Annotated in this window: 19 protein-coding genes and 1 rRNA gene; 11 read left to right on the top strand and 9 right to left on the bottom strand. The window is 40.1% G+C overall.

The features are described 5' to 3' along the window. Positions 1 to 32: 32 nt before the first annotated feature. Together pyk and argS are read right to left on the bottom strand one after the other, a co-directional pair. Positions 33 to 1,712 (bottom strand): pyruvate kinase, encoded by a 1,680-nt coding sequence (pyk, locus tag RE471_RS02425; protein WP_309215187.1) that lies wholly within the window; start codon positions 1,710 to 1,712, stop codon positions 33 to 35. Between the two features lie 56 nt (positions 1,713 to 1,768). Further along, positions 1,769 to 3,397, bottom strand: coding sequence for an arginine--tRNA ligase (gene argS, locus RE471_RS02420; protein WP_309215186.1), 1,629 nt, complete (start codon positions 3,395 to 3,397; stop codon positions 1,769 to 1,771). 101 nt (positions 3,398 to 3,498) lie between these two features. On the opposite strand from argS, the gene aroB reads away from it, so the two are divergent. From aroB to RE471_RS02370, 10 genes are all read left to right on the top strand, one after another. Then, complete coding sequence (aroB, locus tag RE471_RS02415) at positions 3,499 to 4,557, top strand: 3-dehydroquinate synthase (protein ID WP_309215184.1); 1,059 nt, start codon at positions 3,499 to 3,501, stop codon at positions 4,555 to 4,557. Continuing rightward, a complete protein-coding gene (locus RE471_RS02410) occupies positions 4,554 to 5,336 on the top strand; it encodes a shikimate dehydrogenase (RefSeq protein ID WP_309215183.1) in 783 nt (260 codons plus the stop codon). The genes aroB and RE471_RS02410 overlap by 4 nt, the downstream gene beginning before the upstream one ends. 19 nt (positions 5,337 to 5,355) lie before the next feature. Then, positions 5,356 to 6,174 carry a shikimate kinase gene (locus RE471_RS02405; RefSeq protein ID WP_309215181.1) on the top strand — a complete coding sequence of 273 codons (819 nt, stop codon included), beginning with the start codon at positions 5,356 to 5,358 and terminating at the stop codon, positions 6,172 to 6,174. Further along, complete coding sequence (locus tag RE471_RS02400; protein WP_309215180.1) at positions 6,171 to 7,427, top strand: 3-phosphoshikimate 1-carboxyvinyltransferase; 1,257 nt, start codon at positions 6,171 to 6,173, stop codon at positions 7,425 to 7,427. Before RE471_RS02405 ends, RE471_RS02400 begins: the two co-directional genes overlap by 4 nt. Before the next feature lie 303 nt (positions 7,428 to 7,730). Then, positions 7,731 to 9,200 (top strand): 16S ribosomal RNA (locus RE471_RS02395). Positions 9,201 to 9,412: 212 nt separating this feature from the next. Next, positions 9,413 to 9,652 (top strand): protein translocase SEC61 complex subunit gamma, encoded by a 240-nt coding sequence (locus RE471_RS02390; protein WP_298276903.1) that lies wholly within the window; start codon positions 9,413 to 9,415, stop codon positions 9,650 to 9,652. A 9-nt stretch (positions 9,653 to 9,661) separates the two neighbouring features. Next, positions 9,662 to 10,555 carry a transcription elongation factor Spt5 gene (locus RE471_RS02385; RefSeq protein ID WP_309215178.1) on the top strand — a complete coding sequence of 298 codons (894 nt, stop codon included), beginning with the start codon at positions 9,662 to 9,664 and terminating at the stop codon, positions 10,553 to 10,555. After that, entirely contained in the window at positions 10,552 to 11,916 is a 1,365-nt protein-coding gene (locus RE471_RS02380; protein WP_309215177.1) for a hypothetical protein, read from the top strand. The genes RE471_RS02385 and RE471_RS02380 overlap by 4 nt, the downstream gene beginning before the upstream one ends. Before the next feature lie 2 nt (positions 11,917 to 11,918). Further along, positions 11,919 to 12,368: a DUF1947 domain-containing protein gene (locus RE471_RS02375; RefSeq protein WP_309215176.1), complete on the top strand. Its 450-nt coding sequence runs from the start codon at positions 11,919 to 11,921 to the stop codon at positions 12,366 to 12,368. 72 nt (positions 12,369 to 12,440) lie between these two features. Continuing rightward, positions 12,441 to 12,893, top strand: coding sequence for a peroxiredoxin (locus tag RE471_RS02370; RefSeq protein ID WP_309215175.1), 453 nt, complete (start codon positions 12,441 to 12,443; stop codon positions 12,891 to 12,893). A 214-nt stretch (positions 12,894 to 13,107) separates the two neighbouring features. On the opposite strand, the gene rpl12p is transcribed toward RE471_RS02370, so the two are convergent. From rpl12p to RE471_RS02345, 5 genes are all read right to left on the bottom strand, one after another. Next, the gene (gene rpl12p / locus RE471_RS02365; RefSeq protein WP_298276889.1) at positions 13,108 to 13,413 is read right to left on the bottom strand and encodes a 50S ribosomal protein P1; all 306 of its coding nucleotides are present in this window, start codon (positions 13,411 to 13,413) and stop codon (positions 13,108 to 13,110) included. 9 nt (positions 13,414 to 13,422) lie between these two features. Then, the gene (locus RE471_RS02360; RefSeq protein ID WP_309215174.1) at positions 13,423 to 14,382 is read right to left on the bottom strand and encodes a 50S ribosomal protein L10; all 960 of its coding nucleotides are present in this window, start codon (positions 14,380 to 14,382) and stop codon (positions 13,423 to 13,425) included. Then, on the bottom strand, positions 14,379 to 15,023 hold the full coding sequence (locus RE471_RS02355; RefSeq protein WP_309215173.1) for a 50S ribosomal protein L1: 645 nt from the start codon (positions 15,021 to 15,023) through the stop codon (positions 14,379 to 14,381). The genes RE471_RS02360 and RE471_RS02355 overlap by 4 nt, the downstream gene beginning before the upstream one ends. Continuing rightward, the gene (locus RE471_RS02350; RefSeq protein WP_298276881.1) at positions 15,023 to 15,499 is read right to left on the bottom strand and encodes a 50S ribosomal protein L11; all 477 of its coding nucleotides are present in this window, start codon (positions 15,497 to 15,499) and stop codon (positions 15,023 to 15,025) included. Before RE471_RS02350 ends, RE471_RS02355 begins: the two co-directional genes overlap by 1 nt. Before the next feature lie 136 nt (positions 15,500 to 15,635). Beyond that, positions 15,636 to 17,324, bottom strand: a complete 1,689-nt coding sequence (locus tag RE471_RS02345; RefSeq protein ID WP_309215172.1) for a thiamine pyrophosphate-binding protein — start codon at positions 17,322 to 17,324, stop codon at positions 15,636 to 15,638. 139 nt (positions 17,325 to 17,463) lie between these two features. On the opposite strand from RE471_RS02345, the gene RE471_RS02340 reads away from it, so the two are divergent. Beyond that, positions 17,464 to 18,126, top strand: a complete 663-nt coding sequence (locus RE471_RS02340) for a 2-phosphosulfolactate phosphatase (protein ID WP_309215171.1) — start codon at positions 17,464 to 17,466, stop codon at positions 18,124 to 18,126. Here the strand turns inward: RE471_RS02340 and RE471_RS02335 are convergent. Further along, a complete protein-coding gene (locus RE471_RS02335; RefSeq protein WP_309215170.1) occupies positions 18,123 to 18,797 on the bottom strand; it encodes a 6-hydroxymethylpterin diphosphokinase MptE-like protein in 675 nt (224 codons plus the stop codon). The two genes, RE471_RS02340 and RE471_RS02335, sit on opposite strands and share 4 nt — an antisense overlap. Continuing rightward, positions 18,794 to 19,921 (bottom strand): DUF373 family protein, encoded by a 1,128-nt coding sequence (locus RE471_RS02330; RefSeq protein WP_309215169.1) that lies wholly within the window; start codon positions 19,919 to 19,921, stop codon positions 18,794 to 18,796. Before RE471_RS02330 ends, RE471_RS02335 begins: the two co-directional genes overlap by 4 nt. Positions 19,922 to 19,960 lie beyond the last annotated feature (39 nt).

Here is a 19,960-nt window from a genome sequence, read left to right as displayed (position 1 = left end):
TTTATATATAATTTAATATAATGTTACCTCATTTATATACATGTAATTATTCCTGTGTCCGCATCGATGCTTATTGTTGATCCGGTTTTTATTTCAGATACCAGTTCTGTATTGTAAACAAGTGTTTTCCCTGCCTGCATGAATGTATCTATGATTCTGTTTGTAACATCAGATTTTATTATAGCCGCGTCGTACTTTGAAAAGTCAATACTGCTATCATATCTATCGAGAATAATTATATTGCCCTGGCCAGAACGATCAATGTCTATCTTTCCAGTAATGCTCTTTCCTGCGGGATACCCACGGCCAATGAAGGTTCCGATGGAGAGTACCCTTATATTATTAGTACCTCCAAGGTAAAATGATGGAGATCCGGAAACAACAATGGTTTTCTCGCCGGGCTTTAAATTTGCCAGCGGGGATATTTTTGAGATTATTTCATATATATTTTCTGACTGTGCATATTCTCTGGGAAGCACTACCGGAATTACACCCTTCATCAGGTTCAGGGACCTTGCAAGCCATTCAGACTGTACAACTGCATATATATCATTCACAGGCCTTATGGCAGATATGATCTTTGCTGTATGGCCCGATATTGTAAGTGCTATAATAGAATTCACATCAATGGTGCTTGACATTATTTTAACACCCTTTGCCACTGAAAAGGCTATGGGGTCAACCATGAAATTTTCCGGCTCTGGAAATGACATGAACTGCGATTCAACGTATTTTGAAATTTCGTAGAGATATGTTACAGCTTCAACAGGGTATTTTCCCATGGCTGTTTCCTCCGAGAGCATAAGTGCGTCTGTATCGTCCAGGATAGCATTGGTAACATCTGAGACCTCTGCCCTGGTGGGTGAGTCGGAGTTTACCATTGACTCAAGCATCTGTGTAGCAACTATGGTGGGCACAGCGTATTTATGTGATATGTTTATTATCCTTTTCTGTGCCATTGCAACCTCCTTCAATGGTAACTCCACACCCAGGTCTCCCCTGGCAACCATAATAAAATCTGAAACTTTTACAATGGATTCTATACTATCATATCCGCTTTTTGTTTCTATTTTGCTGATTATATCACCCTGCCCCTTTTTGTCGAAAATATAATCCTGAAGTTCGTATACATTCTCACGGGACTGGACAAATGATAAAGCATAAAAATTAACATTATTTTTAAGGCCTTCCTCGATGAATAATTTATCCCGGTCTGTGAGTACCCCCAGTTCTATATATTTCCCTGGTATGTTTACCCGGGACCTGTCATGTATCACGCCATTATCCATTGACTTTGCCTTTATTATGCCATTATCCAGGGAAACTACATTGAACCTTACACGGCCATCGTTAATAGCTATAACTGTATCCTTATCAAGATAGCTGGAAATTTTATAGTTTATTGAAATATCTGATTTTACAGGGCCTACATCTGAGATTGTATATATTTTTCCGGCATCTATATTCAGTGTCCCGCCGGGGAATTTTCCAGTTCTCAGTTCAGGGCCCTTTAAATCTACCATTACCCCAAGTTTCCTGTTATGCTCTGAATTAATTTTATATATCATTTTGCTGACATCAGTTATATAACCCGGATCTATGTGTGCGGTATTGATCCTTACTGTTGAAAGCCCCTTGTCCGCCATTTTTATGATTGTTGATTCGTTAAAACTGGCAGGGCCGATTGTGGCTACTATCTTAGTTTTTGTCATAAAAATGGATAATTCATAATTAAATAAGCTTATTGGTTAATCCAGGAATAGAATCTTTAAATTTTTTCGAGAAGCTGGATTCCCAGAAGTTCAGAGGAATCCTCCATAATGCGCTTAAATGCCTTCAGTATGCCTATTCTTTTCTGTTCCTCCTCATTTCCTATAACCGGGCAGTTAAGATAGAATTCATTGAAAGATTTTACAAGGTAAAGCATGTAACCGGCTATGATATCCGCCCGTAAAAAATCCACTGAATTCTGAAGATAATATGGATATAGATACATGGCTTTTATAAGGTTTTTTTCGTATTCATTGTATTCTTTGCTGCTACCCGTAGAGTTTCCGGCCTTGGAAAGCACGCTGCATGCACGGGCATATGCATACATTATATACGGTGCCGAATCCCCCTCGAAGTTTAGCGCTTCAGACCACCTGAATGTAAGCGGCTTGTTAGCATTTATTTTCACTATATTGAACCTTATGGATGAGGATGCTACAGCCCTGCTGATCTGGCCTATGGTTTCCTGAGAATAATCTGGCCTTTTTTCCCTTATTATTTTTTCCGATTCTTCTATGGTTTTTTCGTAGAGGTCATTTACCGTGATTATATTCCCCTTTCTTGTTGACATCTTTCCGGTGTCAAGGGATACAAATCCATAAAACAGGTAATCTATTTTAGATGGAAAATCAAGGTAATTATGAAGCACATAGTCAAGGTTTTTTGCGTGGTCCTTGTGGTCTTCCCCCAGCACGTCTATAATCCAGTCAAAATTTTCTGATTTGAACATATGGTATACGAGGTCCCTGGCAAAATAGAGGGATGTCCCGTCCTGCCTTGTCACAAATATTTTTTTGTCCCCTATCTCAAGGTATTTTGCATTTCCCTCCAGCTTTAGTTCATCGGAAAGGCGGTTTATCAGCGAGGACACGTCCCCGTAAAGTATAAAATTAGATTCCCACACATATGTGGATATGTGTATCCCCAGTTTCTCCAGGGTTGCTGTTATTGATTCCAGGACTATGGCTGCAGTTTTCTGTATGCTGCTTATTAATTCACGATCCCCCCTTTCATATCTTTCATCCAGCTCCTGTATTTCCTTTTTGATGTTTGGATCCTTTTCCATGTTCGAATATATCTTCTGGTAACCATCAAGGAGGTTTTCTACAGTCATTGGCTCTCCATCATGATACTTTACATGACCCAGGTACAGGGAGATGACCTGCTTGCCGGAATCGTTAACAAAATACTGTGTGCATGACCTTGTCCCGAAACGGTTTATTATCCTGTATATGGAATCGCCGATTATTGAATTCCTTATTCTGCCTACGTGGATTGGCCCGGTAGGATTTGAGCTTGTATGCTCGATCAGTGCCTTGGATGTATCCTGAAATATGTTAGGATACATTCCGAAGGTTTCAATGGAATTCTCCACAGCGTTGAGCATTTTACACGCCTTGATAAAGAAGTTGATATAATTCCCCTGAAGCTCTATTTTTTCAATATAATCCTTATTCAATGCCGCCTTGATTTTACTGTATACCTCCTCTTTCCTATCCTGGAATTTAAAAATCTTCAGTGTAAAATCACCGTAGTCCCCGTTTATATCCATGTCATTTTCCGATACACTGTACATTTTCTTGATTTCTTCCAGTATATCCTTTCTGTAATCGTCAAAGAGAAGCATAGAATGGTAATAATTTAAATGTAGTTATATTTTTTTATATTGAAAGATCCATAGCATGGCCTCAATCGATTGGTAAATATAATACCTTGACATTATAAAGCATGGAAGTGCTGGAAAGGACCATAAATGGCAGTAATGTAAAAATATATATCGGGTCCGGACTTGAAATAGAAATAAACAGGGCCCTGGAAAAATATAATGGCAATATTAGTTTTGTAAGTTCTATCCTGAGGAGCATATATTCAAAGAAGATCAGGGCTATAAATTCCACAAAATCATTTATGAAAGATGGGGAAAGGGCAAAGTCCATGGCATCACTGAATGCTGTATTCAGGAAGTTGATCAAAATGGAGGTGGAACGTGATTCCTCAATTTCTTATATAGGTGGAGGCACTCTCGGAGACCTCACAGGTTACGCTGCATCGGTGTACAAAAGAGGTGTCCATTATCTTGGAATCCCAACCACGCTCCTGGCCCAGGTGGATAGTTCTATTGGGGGTAAGAATGCCATAAATTTTATGAATATCAAGAATGCCATAGGTACGTTCTACAACCCAGAGGCTATATTCAGTGACACTGATTTTCTTCTGAATTCTGATCCAGCACTTCTCAGGGATGGAATAGCCGAAGCAATAAAAATGGCGCTGATTATGGACAGCCATCTTTTCAAGTACTTCACCGAAAATGATATTAAATCTATATACTGTTCAAAAAACCTTCAGTACATAATAAAAAGAAGTGCAGAAATAAAATTGGACGTGGTTACAGCAGATTTCCTCGATTCCAGGAAGATACGTTACCTGTTGAATTTCGGCCATTCGGTTGGGCATGCCCTTGAATCATACTCAGGAAACACCATATCCCATGGCACTGCGGTTGCAAACGGCATGATTCTGGAAAGTTATATAGCGTACAAGTCCGGTTATTCCAGCATGTTGCATGAGGAGATCAAGGACGCTGTAACACGATACGGCATACCATTGATTAATTTCAGGGATATAGAGGCAGATAAATTGATCAGTTATATGAAAAATGACAAGAAAGTTGAACATGGAAAACTGAACATGGTTATGCTTAATGAGAGTGGCCGTGCCAGTATAGAGGAGATTGAGTTCCAGCAATTACGCAGATATATTAATCTTTACAGGGATGGGACATGAAATTTTCCTGCCTTATTGGATTTCCTGTGGGGCAGTCAGCCGGACAGGATATTTACAGTAAAATTTTCAGAAACCACGGGATAAACTCAAGATATTATGCCGTAAATTTGCACAGGGAAAACCTCGAAGGATTTTTTGAATTCGCCAGGGAGAATGTGCTGGGGTTCAATGTTACTGCGCCGTATAAGGAGATGGCTGCAGAACTGGTTGACATTAAAGATGAGGTAGTTTCGGCAACGGGATCGGCCAATCTTGTCAAAAATATAAATGGCAAACTTGCAGGATATAACAGTGATTATAACGGTTTCCTGCTGCTGCTCAAAAATAACGGAATAGATCCTGATGGCAAAAAAATCGTAATCATGGGTTCCGGTGGTGCAGCAAGAACCGTGGCATACGCATTGAAAGCTAACCACAATGCAGATGTGTCCATTGCTTCCAGAAAACCCGGTGTGGAAATTATGCCCGGCATTATATCATCGGGATATGATAGCATAAAAGGATGCGACATCATAATAAACTGTACCCCCCTGGGAATGTATCCAGATACTAGAATGGCAATACCTGTTGAAAAGATTCCAGCAGGGGCTACAGGAATAGATGTTATCTATAATCCACTGGAAACCCCATTTTTGAAGGCTGTAAAATTGAAAGGAGGGATAACTGTCAACGGGGCGGATATGTTTATCGGGCAGGGAATTGAAACGCTGAAAAAGTTATATGAATTTTCAGTTACATATGAGGAGTTCAGGGATATTTTTTATGAAAAAATAAAATAATATTATAAGATAACATCCCATGATAGTGGAGGCCAATGGTGGAATTTCAATAATTTCCGCCTTCGTTAACGGGCATGGGGCAGCAGCTGCACTAAAGCTGCCTATGCAAACTGAGATTACACCAACCGATCAGGATTCTTTTCCTTCTACTGAAATCGGGAAGCTGGTAGATTATATAAGAAATATATACAAAATTTCTGGAAATTACAGTATCAGCATCAGGAGCGAGATTCCACCTGGCATGGGTCTCAAAAGCAGCAGTGCACTTGCAATTTCAGTGGTTTTTGGCCTATTGAAAATGAATTCCATAAATTTTACCGATAACGAAATACTAAGGAATGCTGCCAGGGCATCAATTTATAATAATACATCTGTAACAGGTGCCATGGATGATCTGGCAATGTCATATTACGGTGGGTACTGCTTAACAGACAATGGGAATTTCAGGCTACTGAGCAGGCATGAGCTGGAGGAGGATTTTGTACTGATCTGCACCGGCAAAGATACAGTTGAAAGTATCAATCTTAAAAAAAAGGATTTTTCACCATACATAAATTTCTATAACCGTCTTGAGGATAATTTAAAGGCAGGGAGGGTTTATGAAACAATGGTGCTAAATGGTTTAATCTTTGATGATGGAAATGACAGTAAAGCAGTTAAAACAATCCTTGCCACTGGTGCATTCCTGGCCGGGAGAAGCGGAAAGGGCCCAGCAATTTTCGGTTTATATAAATCGGAGGAACATATTGACAGGGCCAGCAAACTGCTTCTCTCCGATGGGTACAGTATAATAAAAAGTAGATTTAATAACAGAGGTATTCATATAAGTGAGCCATGAATATAAGGATAAAGAGAGAGAATATTGGAGGGATAATCTTTGCACCATCATCAAAGAGTTTTACCCAGAGATATGTACTTTATTCTGCATTTTCAAATAAGCCCGTACGTCTGAACAATGTATCGTTTTCTGAAGATGAGATTATATCAATGAAAATTGCCGAGAAATGCAATGCGGTAATCGAGTATGACAGGAAAAATATGCGTATAGTGCCTGACTTCCGCTGCCCTGAAAACATGTATGTTGGTGAGTCTGGCACATCCTACAGGCTCTCTATTGGGCTTTTATGCGCCAGAAATTGCCAGACATCCATAACCGGGGAACCCTCGCTGGCCAGAAGACCGGTTGATACCTTAATCAGTGCACTTTCAGATGCTGGATCCAGGTTCAATAAAAAAGAGGATGGCTTTTACGCAGTAGATGGGAGGGGGGCATCCAGTACCCCGGTTGAAATCGATGGAAGCGTGAGTTCACAGTATGTTAGCTCTATGCTATTTTATTATTCAATTTTGGGTGGTGGATCCTTCAGGGCGCTTAATACAGTGTCAGGAGGTTATTTAAAAATAACTGAAAACTGCCTTGCAAATTTTGGGGTAAAAGTTGAGGAAGATGATGGAAGATACCAGATTATTAACCAGAAATGCCCTGAAAAAACTGTAGATATTGAGGGAGACTATTCATCTGCCTCTTACTTTATAGTACTGGGAATTTTCACTGGCAATATAATCATCAAAAACCTTAATTATATGTCATTACAGCCAGACAGGAATATAGTGGAACTAATTAACAATGCAACGGGAAGTGTAAAACCAGTAAGCCAGGGCATTGAAATAAGAAAGGCAGATCATATTAACAGAATTATAGTTGACGCAGCAGTATCCCCAGATATGGCACCGGTAATATCTGTGATAGGGATATTTTCGGAGGAGGGCGTACAGATTTATAACTACCAGCGCCTGAGGGAAAAGGAATCTGACCGGTTCATGGGCATAGTTAATATGTGCAGGAGCTTTGGTGCTAAGGTAACAGTAAATGATTCCTGCATCTATATAAAAAAGGGCCGCAACCTATTCCCGGATTATATGGAATACAGTGACCATAGAATGACCATGAGCAGTATAATAGCTGGAGTAATAGCGGGTTCAGATACGGAATTCGGGAAGTGTGAGAGTATAAATAAAAGCTATCCAGAGTTCCTCAATGACCTTAAAAAAATTGGAGTTGATATATATTTCGATGCAAATTTATTTTAGAAAGCCTTTACAATGAATGAAATCAGTGCATTAAAGTCAGTTTATAAGAATGAAAATATATATTCTATAATTATTATTTCAAATATTATATAAGTTAAAGAATTGAAAATACTTAAATATCCCTAAGTAATTAAGATAAGTCAACACAACACCAATCTACAGCAAATAGATGGATAAGCACAATGTGCCTTTATGAAATCTATATTCCAGGATTGGGACAGATGAAGTTCTCATCGTATGATGGGTTCCGATATGTAAGGTAAAGCCGCTAATTTCTTATTAATAAGAGTGGAGGTAGGATTAACTCCGGTTGATCCTGCCGGCGGCCACTGCTATCAAGTTCCGACTAAGCCATGCGAGTCAAGGTATCGTAAGATGCCGGCACACTGCTCAGTAACACGTGGACAATCTAACCTTGAGTAAGGGATAACCTCGGGAAACTGAGGGTAATACCTTATAATTGCTTAAAACTGGAATGTTTAGGCAATAAAAACTACGGTGCTCAAGGATGAGTCTGCGACCTATCAGGTAGTAGGTGGTGTAATGGACCACCTAGCCTCAGACGGGTACGGGCCCTGGGAGGGGTAGCCCGGAGATGGACTCTGAGACATAAGTCCAGGCCCTACGGGGCGCAGCAGGCGCGAACACTGTGCAATGCGCGAAAGCGCGACACGGGGAGCTTGAGTGTCTTGGCATAGCCAAGACTTTTCTCATTCCTAAAAAGCATGAGGAATAAGTGCTGGGTAAGACGGGTGCCAGCCGCCGCGGTAACACCCGCAGCACAAGTGGTGGTCACTTTTATTGAGCCTAAAGCGTTCGTAGCCGGTTTTGTAAATCTTCAGATAAATACTGAAGCTTAACTCCAGAAAGTCTGAAGAGACTGCAAGACTTGAGATCGGGTGAGGTTAAACGTACTTTCGGGGTAGGGGTAAAATCCTGTAATCCTGGAAGGACGACCAGTGGCGAAAGCGTTTAACTAGAACGAATCTGACGGTAAGGAACGAAGGCTAGGGTAGCAAACCGGATTAGATACCCGGGTAGTCCTAGCTGTAAACATTGCCCATTTGATGTTGCTTTTCCGTTGAGGGAAGGCAGTGTCGGAGCGAAGGTGTTAAATGGGCCGCTTGGGAAGTATGGTCGCAAGACTGAAACTTAAAGGAATTGGCGGGGGAGCACCGCAACGGGAGGAATGTGCGGTTTAATTGGATTCAACGCCGGAAAACTCACCGGGAACGACCTGTGCATGAGAGTCAACCTGACGAGCTTACTCGATAGCAGGAGAGGTGGTGCATGGCCGTCGTCAGCTCGTACCGTAGGGCGTTCACTTAAGTGTGATAACGAGCGAGACCCACATCTTTAATTGCAAATGTATATGGGAATATGCATGCACTTTAGAGAAACCGCCAGCGCTAAGCTGGAGGAAGGAGTGGTCGACGGCAGGTCAGTACGCCCCGAATTTCCCGGGCTACACGCGCATTACAAAGAACGGGACAATACGTTGCAACCTCGAAAGAGGAAGCTAATCGCGAAACCCGTCCATAGTTAGGATTGAGGGCTGTAACTCGCCCTCATGAATCTGGATTCCGTAGTAATCGCGGGTCAACAACCCGCGGTGAACATGCCCCTGCTCCTTGCACACACCGCCCGTCAAACCATCCGAGTTGGTGTTGGATGAGGTTTAATTCGAGAGGGTTAAATCAAATCTGATGTCGGTGAGGAGGGTTAAGTCGTAACAAGGTATCCGTAGGGGAACCTGCGGATGGATCACCTCCATGTGAAAGGCAGCTTTGCCTTACAAATTTTATTTTTTATAATTAGTTTTATTTTGATTTGATATTTCTGTTAATGATATCTTACATCGCTGTTGTTCATAATAAAATAGTTTATAATGGCATGAATATAACCGTTTAACATAGTATTAAAAATATATATCACAAATATATGATTATCATAATGATAGTATAATTTAGAAAAGATTTTATTTTATGTTTATCTTATCTATATTAATGGACAAAAGTATCGAGGACCGGCTGGTGGAACAGCAGGAAAAAATAGAACGTAAATTTCAGGGTATAGGAAAGGGGAAATATGCCCGTATTCTAAAAATGGCCAAGAAGCCAAACGGCAACGAATATACTAAAGTTGTCCTTATAGCCGGATCTGGTATTGTTCTGCTTGGTTTAATAGGGTTTATTATATATTATATAATGCAGATAGTATTTTAGGTGGAATGAATGATGGAATATGACTGGTTAACATCAGATATATCCGATGTTATAAAAGTAGCATGCGATAAACGCATTAAGAAACTGGATGAGAAAGATGACAGGGAGAAAATAGTCCCCATGAACGTTGCTGTTAAAAATATTCAACCATCAAAGCGAAAATTTGACGTAAATATAGTTACTTCTATGCATTTAAAGGATCCCTCCATAGAATGGAAAATGAAACTCAGGGATGAGTACAGCTTATCCGAAGAAAAAAAGGAGCTAAATTATGAATTTGAACTGGATGGAAACAAGAGCAGGGATCTGGGACTTGAAATAGATACGCCCATTGGCGGATATGAGGGTGATGAACTTGATGTGCACCTGAGCATAAAATCCGAGGACGGGATCAACAGTTATGAAAAGAATTTTAAAGCCGTCCTGGTACCTGTGATAAAAATAGCAAAATGCACCATAGGAAAGGAACTGGACATAGCCATTGACCTCTCAAATCATGCTGAAAGGGACAGAGAGGAGAGAAAGGCCAGAAACCAGAATGCAGAAAATGAGGTTATGGCCATAATGTCACCATATGAAATTAAGGGATATTTCTTCATTGAAACCATGCATGCAGACAGAATTGAGGTGCTTTCAAAAGCCATAAGAGGATTTAAGGGGTTTGTAACAGGCGACATAGACATTTCTGAAATTGAGAAGTACCTGACGCCTAAACCGGCTGTAACCGGTCTAGAGATGGGTTCCCTCATTGAAATAGTTGAAGGCCCATTCAAGGGCGAGAGGGCGAAAATAACTGCCATAGATGCAGCGAAAGAAGAGGTCACAGTACAGCTAATAGAATCCATGGTGCCTATACCAGTAACAGTAAAGGCAGAGGCAATAAGAAATCTCGATAAGGCATGATAATTAAATCTAACTCAAAGGAATCTGAAAAGGTATTCATCGAAAATATCAAAAAATTTTTTGATAATCCTGAGGTTCTGCTTCCCCAGTGTACAGATAGTTGCTTCATGTGCCCCATAAAGGGTTACAGCAAAAAAATTGAGAAAATGAAGGATTCCGGTAATTTCGGGAAGTACCATAATTCGGCTGACCAGTTCCTTGCTGGTGTGTCTGAAACGTATAAAATTCTGGAAAATGAAAAGGCCCCTCTCATGGGAATGATAAAAACCAATTATGGATCAGTGAATTATTGCAAGAGAGGCAACGCAGATGAAATAATCATAGCAGGAATACAGAACTATGATAATGACATATACAGGCTCCTGGCATTTACAAATGTAGTAAAGCTCAAGAAACTCAGGGTTTATTCAACAAAGAATTATTTCACAGCCACCTGCAGGGATAAAATTGATATGAATTTCATTGAAGATTTGCTGAAGGAGGAAAATGTCCCATATTCAGTAAATGATGGCAGGCTAGTTATCGGAAATTCTGGAAATAAAATTAATGTCCAGATATACGATGGTGCATTTGAGGTCTATGAAGATTTTGATGGCAATATAGTCCATATAATGCTTAAGCACATGCTTCTCCCTGACATACCCTTCGTAATTAACTCTGATTTCATGGACTTTATACCTGATAACCAGGAAATAATCAATGAATTTATACAGAAAAGGCTTACAACGAAACAGCTCATGGCACGGATAAGAAAGGATAAGACCGCATACGCCATAAAGAACAATTATTACGTTATCGGATCACAGCATTACACGCTTGAGGAATTCCTTGAAAAACTTGAGTTCGATGAAAAATTGAGGCCGTTTATAGGAGAGAAGATATCGTCAAGGGGTTTTGTGCTGGATTCCCCCAGCCAGAGGAAGATTCTTGAATACCTGTTTCCCCAGTACAAAACAGAAATAGTCAAACTCCTGTACAATTTGAGCGACGCTGAGATCAAATCATTGAAGGGCAACCCAATGGAAGTTATGGAAAATGCCAAGCTGCTAAGCAGCAAGAAATCAATGGCATCAAAAATTATGGACCCGTGGTCTGAAAATTCAAAATATCTAATAGACCTGCTAACTTACTATTTTAACTACGGCAAAGCTGATTCTATAAAGTTCGGCAGAAAAAATATGCACAATGATATAGAAAAATCAATTTACTATGCCTTTCTAAGGGCCATAGGTAACGATGAGGAATGGATATTTTCTGAAAACCAGATACTTCTGGGAAAAAGAATATATGAGTATATGGATGACATGGTAAACAATCAGAATGTCAATGAACAGCTTAAAAAATTAAAGGGGATTATTTAATAATGTCCAGGCATATACTATCAAAGAAGGATTACAAGAATTTTATGCAGAGGCTTCAGCATTTCAATATAGACGGCACCTCCATGGCGGATATTGAAGTCGACAGCAACAAAAAAAATGAAATTTATTATTTCAGTGGAAAACCAATATTTTACAATGGCATGCCAACACTGTACCTCATAAATTACCTGAAGATCAGAACACATACAGTTACAGTTGATAACGGGGCTGTACCACACCTGATGAATGGATCAAACCTTTTTGCTCCTGGTATCCTGGAGATGGATCCGGAAATAAAGAAGGATGATATGGTATTCATTAAAAACCGTGATGGGCTGTATATAGCAATAGGGGAGGCCAATGATGATGCCCAGAATATTATGTCAACCAGGAAGGGTGAGGCAGTGAGGATATTGCATCACCTGAATGATAAGATAATGAAAGATCTATAGGATTACGAAAATACAGTTATTGAATTGATTTAAACAACAAAATGCTTATCTATAAATTATATATGCATTCTTATGGAAACGTTAAATGTAGGAGATACAGCTCCGGACTTTGAAGCTGTAGATCAGGATGGGAATAAAGTCAGGCTTTCTGATTTTAAGAATGATGTGGTTGTGCTATATTTTTACCCGAAGGATAACACTCCAGGATGTACCATGGAGGCGAAAAATTTCCGTGACAACATGGATATTTTCAAGGATAAGGGGATAAAGGTCCTGGGGGTAAGCGTTGATTCAAGCGAGTCACATAAAAAATTTCAGGATAAATTCAATCTGAATTTTACCCTGGTAAGTGATAAGCAGAAGGATATAGTAAAAAAATATGGGGTAATGGGGCTGGCAACGGCAAAGAGGGTTACTTACTTAATAAAGGATGGCAAGATAGTTTTTGTATACCCAAAAGTAAGTCCTAAAGAACATGCAAAAGAAGTTTATGACAAAATCATGGAATTAAAGCTGGTAGAATAATACCGGTGTTTATCCTTTTACAAAATTGCTTTTTATGCTGAAATTTATCAATGAAACAACAAGTGTTGCAAGAAGCCATAACACTGCTACCATGATAAAAAACGGATTAAACTTGATTATAGAATATATGAGAATTGCCACTGGAATGACGTATTTAATTAGAATCCATAAAATATTATAAAAACCCATAAAAATCTAAAATAAAAAAATAATTTTATCCGAAAAGAGAGCTGAGTCCGGCCATTGCATCTGCGTCGGAGTCTTCCTTCTTTTCTTCTTTCTTCTCTTCTTTCTTTTTCTCTTCCTTCTTCTCTTCCTTTGCTGGTGCTGCTGCTACAGGTGCTGCTGCGGCGCTTTTTAAAACGTCCTCTATATTGACGTTTTTCATGCTTTCAAGCAATGATTTAAGCCTTGCATCATCTGCGCTTACTCCTGCATCGGTTAAGACCTTTTTCAGGTTCTCCTCATCTATTTCCTTTCCTGCTGAGTGAAGCAGTAAAGCTCCATATATATATTCCATTTTGTCACCTCATCCAAATAAAGACCCGAGACCCGCTGCTGCGTCATCTTCAGATCCTTCATCTTTCTTTTCCTCTGGCTTGCTTTCCTTTTCAGGGTTTTCATTCTCTATGTTTTCATTGTTTAAATCTTTATTTATTAATGAATTTAGAGTTGTAGCGTTTATTACAGCTTTCCTTATAAAAATATCTATATTCTTTTCATCCACAAAGTTTGTGGCGAATGCCAGACTCTGGGCCTCTAGATATGCCCTGGACATTAGCTCAGGTATTATCTCGGGTACAAGGAAGTTTGTCTTCAACGCCAGTGCCTTAGCCTTAAGGAAAGCTCCGGCAATATCTGATACTATCTGCTCTACAGTAATAGACAGGGCATCAGATGTGTATATCAGTCCATCGCTGTAAGCAGCTATCATCTCCAGGCCCACGGTAACTGGAAGTATTTCCAGTTTCTCCATAACCTGAGCCTTGTCCTTGGATATTACAGATCCCTTTTTGACCAGCGTAACCTCGCTCTTAATTACTATCTTACCCTTTTCTATTCCTGCAGGTATGCCTGCCTTCTGGAATATAGATATCATTGGCCCTGGTGGGAACGATGTTTCCTTGGGTTCTATGACTATATCCTCCTCGGCAATTTCACCACCACGTGCTGCTGCCTTTGTCCTCCTGGAGACAAGGGTATCGTAAACCTTCTTCGGGGATTCTGTGGTTGTTATCAGGGCCACCTGTCCCTTTGTGTATTCACTTAAGCCTTTGATATTCTTCTTATTGGATTTCTCCAGTGCGAGCCTGAGCAGTCTTGCCCTGAAAACCTGTATCCTGATCTGCCCCCTGACATCGTTTCTTATCTTCTGGAACTCCTTATTTCTAAGTCCCTTTATGCTTATTACGGCAGATACCGGGCTTTCATTTATTTCCTCTGTAATGGAATTAACCAAATCTACCTTCCACTGTGCTGGCTCTCTCATTCTATATCACCTAAATTAATTTCAACCGCACTGCCCATTGTACTCTTTATATAGGCAGAGGATATGTTTCCCTTACCCTTGTCAAGATGTGAGATTACCCTTTTCATTACTGTGTTGATATTTGTGTAAAGGTCCTCATCACTCATGGATCTGGTGCCTACAGGGACATGAAATGTAATCTTGTCCCTGCTCCTGGCCCTGACACTCTTCTTCAGATTTTCTATAACAGGGGTTGGGTCCTGTCCGGGAGCCATTGGCTTGGGCATTTTGCCCCTTGGACCCAGGATAATACCCAGGTTTTTACCTATGTTCCCCATCAACGTAGATTCGGCAACAAAGAAGTCTATGCCCTTGGCTACCTTCTTAAACGCCTTTTTGTCATCCGCAAAATTATTCAGATCTTCTAGAGAATACGTGAAATCTGCATTCTTTGCCTTGAGGCGCATTTCTTCACTGGCTATGAGACCTATTTTTATCTCCTTGCCCCTTCCTGCAGGGAGGATAATCTCCTCATTTATCCTGTTTTTTGGGTCTGCCATATCAACATCTTTGAGGTTTATTCCAACCTCAATGCTTTCTTCAAACTTGCGTTTCTTGGATTCCTTTACTTTTTTTATATCTTCTATAATACTATTTGCCATTACTGCTCACCGACATCTATTTCGCCGGCCTTGATTTTCTGCTGTATTTCAGCAGCGTTCTTTCCTTCCACTGTTATTCCCAGTGAAAGCGCTGTACCCAGAACTTCAAGGACAGCTCCTTTCATATTGTATGAAAGTAAGGCGGATTTTTTGGACTCCGCAACCTTCTTTATCTGATCCAATGTCAGATTTCCGGCATATGATTCCTTATTTTTGCCGGATCCCTTTTCAATCCCCGCCTCTTTTTTCAGCAAAGCTGAGGTTGGGGGAACTCCTATTATAATCTCATACTTTTTAGTGGATGGGTCCACAACATTAACAGTTACAGGGACCTGCATTCCTGCAAATGATTTTGTTTTTTCGTTTATATCCTTTATAACCTGACCCAGATTCAGTCCCAGGGGACCTAGGGCCGGGCCCAGAGGTGGACCTGTTGTTGCCTTTCCACCCTCAACCATTGTCTTGACTGCTACCATTTATTACACCTTCAATTATACCGTATTTCTAACTCATTTTTAATATTTTCTTTTTATTATTATTTTGGCAGGTATTTCTGGGATTTCAACAACCCGTCAGGAAAGCAACTACAGCGGTACCTCCCTGCATCGCCCCTCAGAGCCTTCTTGCATTATCGGCTATATGTTTCCATTCAGGCACCGGGGGCAGGAGTTTATCCTCCGGAAGCACCATGACCTCTATAATAACTGGAGACGAATCAGAAAATGCATCTTTTATTCCTGGCTCTATATCTGAATCCCTTTCAATACGTATATATTTCATGGAAAATGCATCAGCAATTTTACTATATTTAGTATCATAAAAATCTATCCCACTGAGGATCCTTCCATAATCTGAAACCATTGTCGCCCGTATCCATCCAAATGATCTATTGTTGAATATGAAAACCTTAACCCCAATATTATATCTGGCCACAGTCTCAAGTTCCCCCTGAACAAAACCCATGCTCCCATCAGATGTGAGGCACACTATCGTGGATCCAGCTGCGTAGTATGCCCCTATGGCCGCAGGGAGTGCGAAACCCAGTCCCCCGGCAGAGTAGTTAAAAAGGAATTTTCTTCCCGGTTTTGTGCAACGGTAGAACGCAGAAGTGTAAATGGCACCTACTCCGGGATCTGCTGTGATGATCCTGAATTTTTCGTCGTATTCCATCAGGTATTTTATAAATTTAGCAGGGTTCACATGGGAATTATACTTTACTGATCCAATAAAGCTGGATTCCCATATATTTCTGGCATCCAGTATTTCATTCGAATACTTCCTTTTTTGAACAATTTTCCGTATTAATATATTGATTCTTGAAAGAACTTCAAGGGCATCACCAAGAAGACCGATTGCAATTTTATAGTTATTACCCAGCTGGGATACGTCACTATCCAGCTGTATAATCTGTACATGCCTGGATGGATTGGGAGACTTCCACCATGATGTTGAGGCAGAATCAGTATTGGTGCCAATGAAAAATATCAGATCCGCAGAGTCCACCTCGTTACGGGATATTTCACTTCCACCCCTGCTGCCTACCACACCTATTGATAATGGATGGTTCTCAGGAAAACTGCCTTTCCCTGAAATGGTTGTACCGACGGGTATGGAAAGCATTTCTGAAAGTTCCAGAATAGGTGCCCAGGCACCTGAATAAAGAACGCCCTGACCGCATATTATTACAGGCCTTGAAGCCTCAACCACCATTTTTGCAGCCCTGGCTATTGATGCGTCGTCACATGATTGCCTTATGGATGGGAATCTGGAAAATGTATCGTCTGAATAGAGTTCCGATTCACTGACACCTTCCTTATACACATTTAAGGGAAAATTGATAAAAACAGGGCCGGATGGTGGGGTTGTTGCTATCCTGAACCCGTATCTGATCATCCTGGGTATATCTCCAGGCGTAGCCACATTCAGAACCTTCCTCGTCACACCAGAAAACATGAAGGTTTTATCGTATTCTGTAAGTACGTTTTTCTTCATGGAATCTGTGGAAATATCACTGGAAAGTTCAATCAGTGGTGTCCCGCTGGTATAGGCTTCTACAATGGCAGGTAGAGTGTAGGATGCCCCAACTCCAGGAACTTCACATACTCCGGGCTTTGATGATACCCTGGCGTATGCCTCTGCCATTATTGCAACATTCCTTTCATCCCTGCCAGATATGTGGTTTATCCCCTCAAAACTTTCCCATTCATAATATAATGGGAAGGAAGTTTCCCCAATCAGGCCGAAAACATGATCCACATGATATTTTTTGAGCATTTCTAAAATAGACCTGGCTCCGTTCATATTAATTTAATTTCAGGTGATATATATTGTTTGCTATTGATTGGCAAACACATAAAAATATGAATTATATGAATATATTTAGTATTCTATATATGTAAGAAATAAAAAATAAGATATATAAAAAGGATATCCGTTATAGATGAATGTTAATATTATTGATGGCAGAAAGGAAAAAAAATTTGATGATTCAACAAAGGTTCTCATAGATATTTTCAGGGCAACCACAACAATACCGCTAATGATTTACAGGGGCGCATCTTCTATAATACCTGTGAGAACGGTAACAGAAACCAGAAAGATGAAATCCAAAAATCCTGATTACCTCACAAGCGGGGAGAGATATGGCATCAGAATTCCTGGATTTAATTATGGCAATTCACCCAGCGTTATAATGAATACGGATTTATCAGGAAAAACCCTTCTGTTCACATCCACCAATGGAATAAAGGTTCTTTTTAAAATTATTGAATACCCTGGTGATATTTACATATCATCTTTTATAAACTTCACTGCAACATACAATGCAGTTAAGGATATGGAAAGAGTGTCTATAATAGTCTCTAACAGGCCAGATGGAATATCTGATGAGGATTACATATATGCGAATATGCTAAAAAGCAAACTGGAAGGTAATGATGTTAACGTACAGGACTACTGCAACCAGATAAGGGAAAGCCATGGGTCGAAGAGGCTCAAAATCATGGGGGCTGGAGCGGACATAGAGAGCTCATTACAGGTCGACCTTTACAAAAACCCGATTATATATAGCGATGGAAAGATTATGCCACTGGTAAAGAACTAGATTTCAATAACACTGCCTTCAGTGAAATCACTCCCCCGGGAATTTGCAAGGCAGTTTAAGAGGTATTTTGCCCATGCCAGCTTTATGCTCTTTCTGATCATGGAATTACTATCATAATAATTTTTTTTATTAACATGGTTAAAATCGAATCCTATTAAGGTTATTATTCCAGCACCAAGATGGTCAGCAAGAAATGCAGCCCGGTCCCCATCGCTGAATCCACCAAAATTATAAAGATGTATCAGGGGGATATTCTGTGTCGTAGCCACAGAATCTGGGAAATATTTTGCATAGTGCAATATTTTTTCCCGGTTATCTCCATGTGCATGCAGGACTATTGAAGACCCTTTCCTTGAGGAATCTATTATTGATTCTATATTCCCATCCAGGTCAGATACTATAATATCAGGTATCCCCCGCAGTTCCATATATGTGTCTATGGCCGAATCGGCAACAACAACGTATCCCCCTGATACAGTTGTAAGGGCATCCTCAAGGTCAGGTCCATTTCCGATTATAAAGGCATTTCTCCCACGGTACCGTTCAAGTAAAGATATATCATTATGAATTAATCTATGGAGTTCCATAGATGATGTATAATCCTCTGTCCTGTTTATCCCAAGAGAATCCGTAATTCTTAGGTAAAGTGGAAACCATTCACAGAATTTCATTTTATCTCCATAACATTTCCATTTTTGCTCTTTATGGATGAAAAATATTTATGCACTGCAGAGGCAGAAAGCGCAATTACAATTCCGGCTATGATATACCCGAAATACACGGTCATCACAGAGAGAGGTATAAAACCAACAATGTACCTTATATAATTTATCATGCCATAGAATATCAGTGCCATGGAGAGTGAAAAGGCAATCCCGTACCACATTCTGGACATGCCATGCCTTTCCTCTATGTAAATATCAAAGGCATCAAAGAGCTCCTTTGAAACAAAGGACGCAAATATCCACCATACAAAAACTGTAAGGAACAGGAGAATTTTGTTCAGTATAGGCACCCTCCTGACTGTGGATTCATAGCTGTATGCAATTCCAATAACTATGATGAAGAAGGAAACCACGTAGGATAGCATGGAAATCTTTGCCTCCTGCGAATACTCTTTCATATTCACTGCAAGCCTGACAATAAGCTGGTTTAATTCCACTGCCCTTGCGACAAAATACGCCCCCAGGATTATAGTTACCAGCATTACTGCACCGCTTCCCGGGTTAATTATATAGGATTTTGTTAGTATCATATAATAAAGGGTAAAAATCAGCAGTGACAGGCCGTAACTTAACAGAAGCAGCCCTACGGGGATCGTAAATTTTCTTGCTATTTTTTTGTCCCGTATTCCCCGTATAATGTAATAATAAAGTGATTCTATATTTTCGTTATGCCTTACCAGAATATGCTTTACATACCTTATTTTTATTCTTGATGATATTATGGGAGTTATATAATCATCCTCAGCACCGTCTGAAACCAGTATGAGATCATCATAATGCTCCATGCTGAGCACATCGTCAAGCTGTTTACTCAATATTTCGTCAGATTTTGATCCCACATCATCGTCCCCTGTGATAAGGGCAATTTCCACATTCTCATTTTTTCTCTTCAAATCCTCATAAAGTTTAATTGTACCAAAAAGTGCATTTGCATCTGAATCCTCGGGATCCACTGAGATTAGCTTAAGGGCTGCGTTATAGCAATCGCCATACCCTGTAACAGGACCTTCTATACCAGCCTTTATGCCGTAATCATTATCACGGTCCACATTCAGTATTAGAGTTACCATACCTTATAATTAATAAAGGAAATGTGACTATATAAGTTT

This window comes from Ferroplasma sp., assembly GCF_031200575.1.
Lineage (GTDB): Archaea > Thermoplasmatota > Thermoplasmata > Thermoplasmatales > Thermoplasmataceae > Ferroplasma.
Note: the sequence above shows the minus strand (reverse complement) of the source record. Positions and strands in the feature narration are given on the sequence as shown.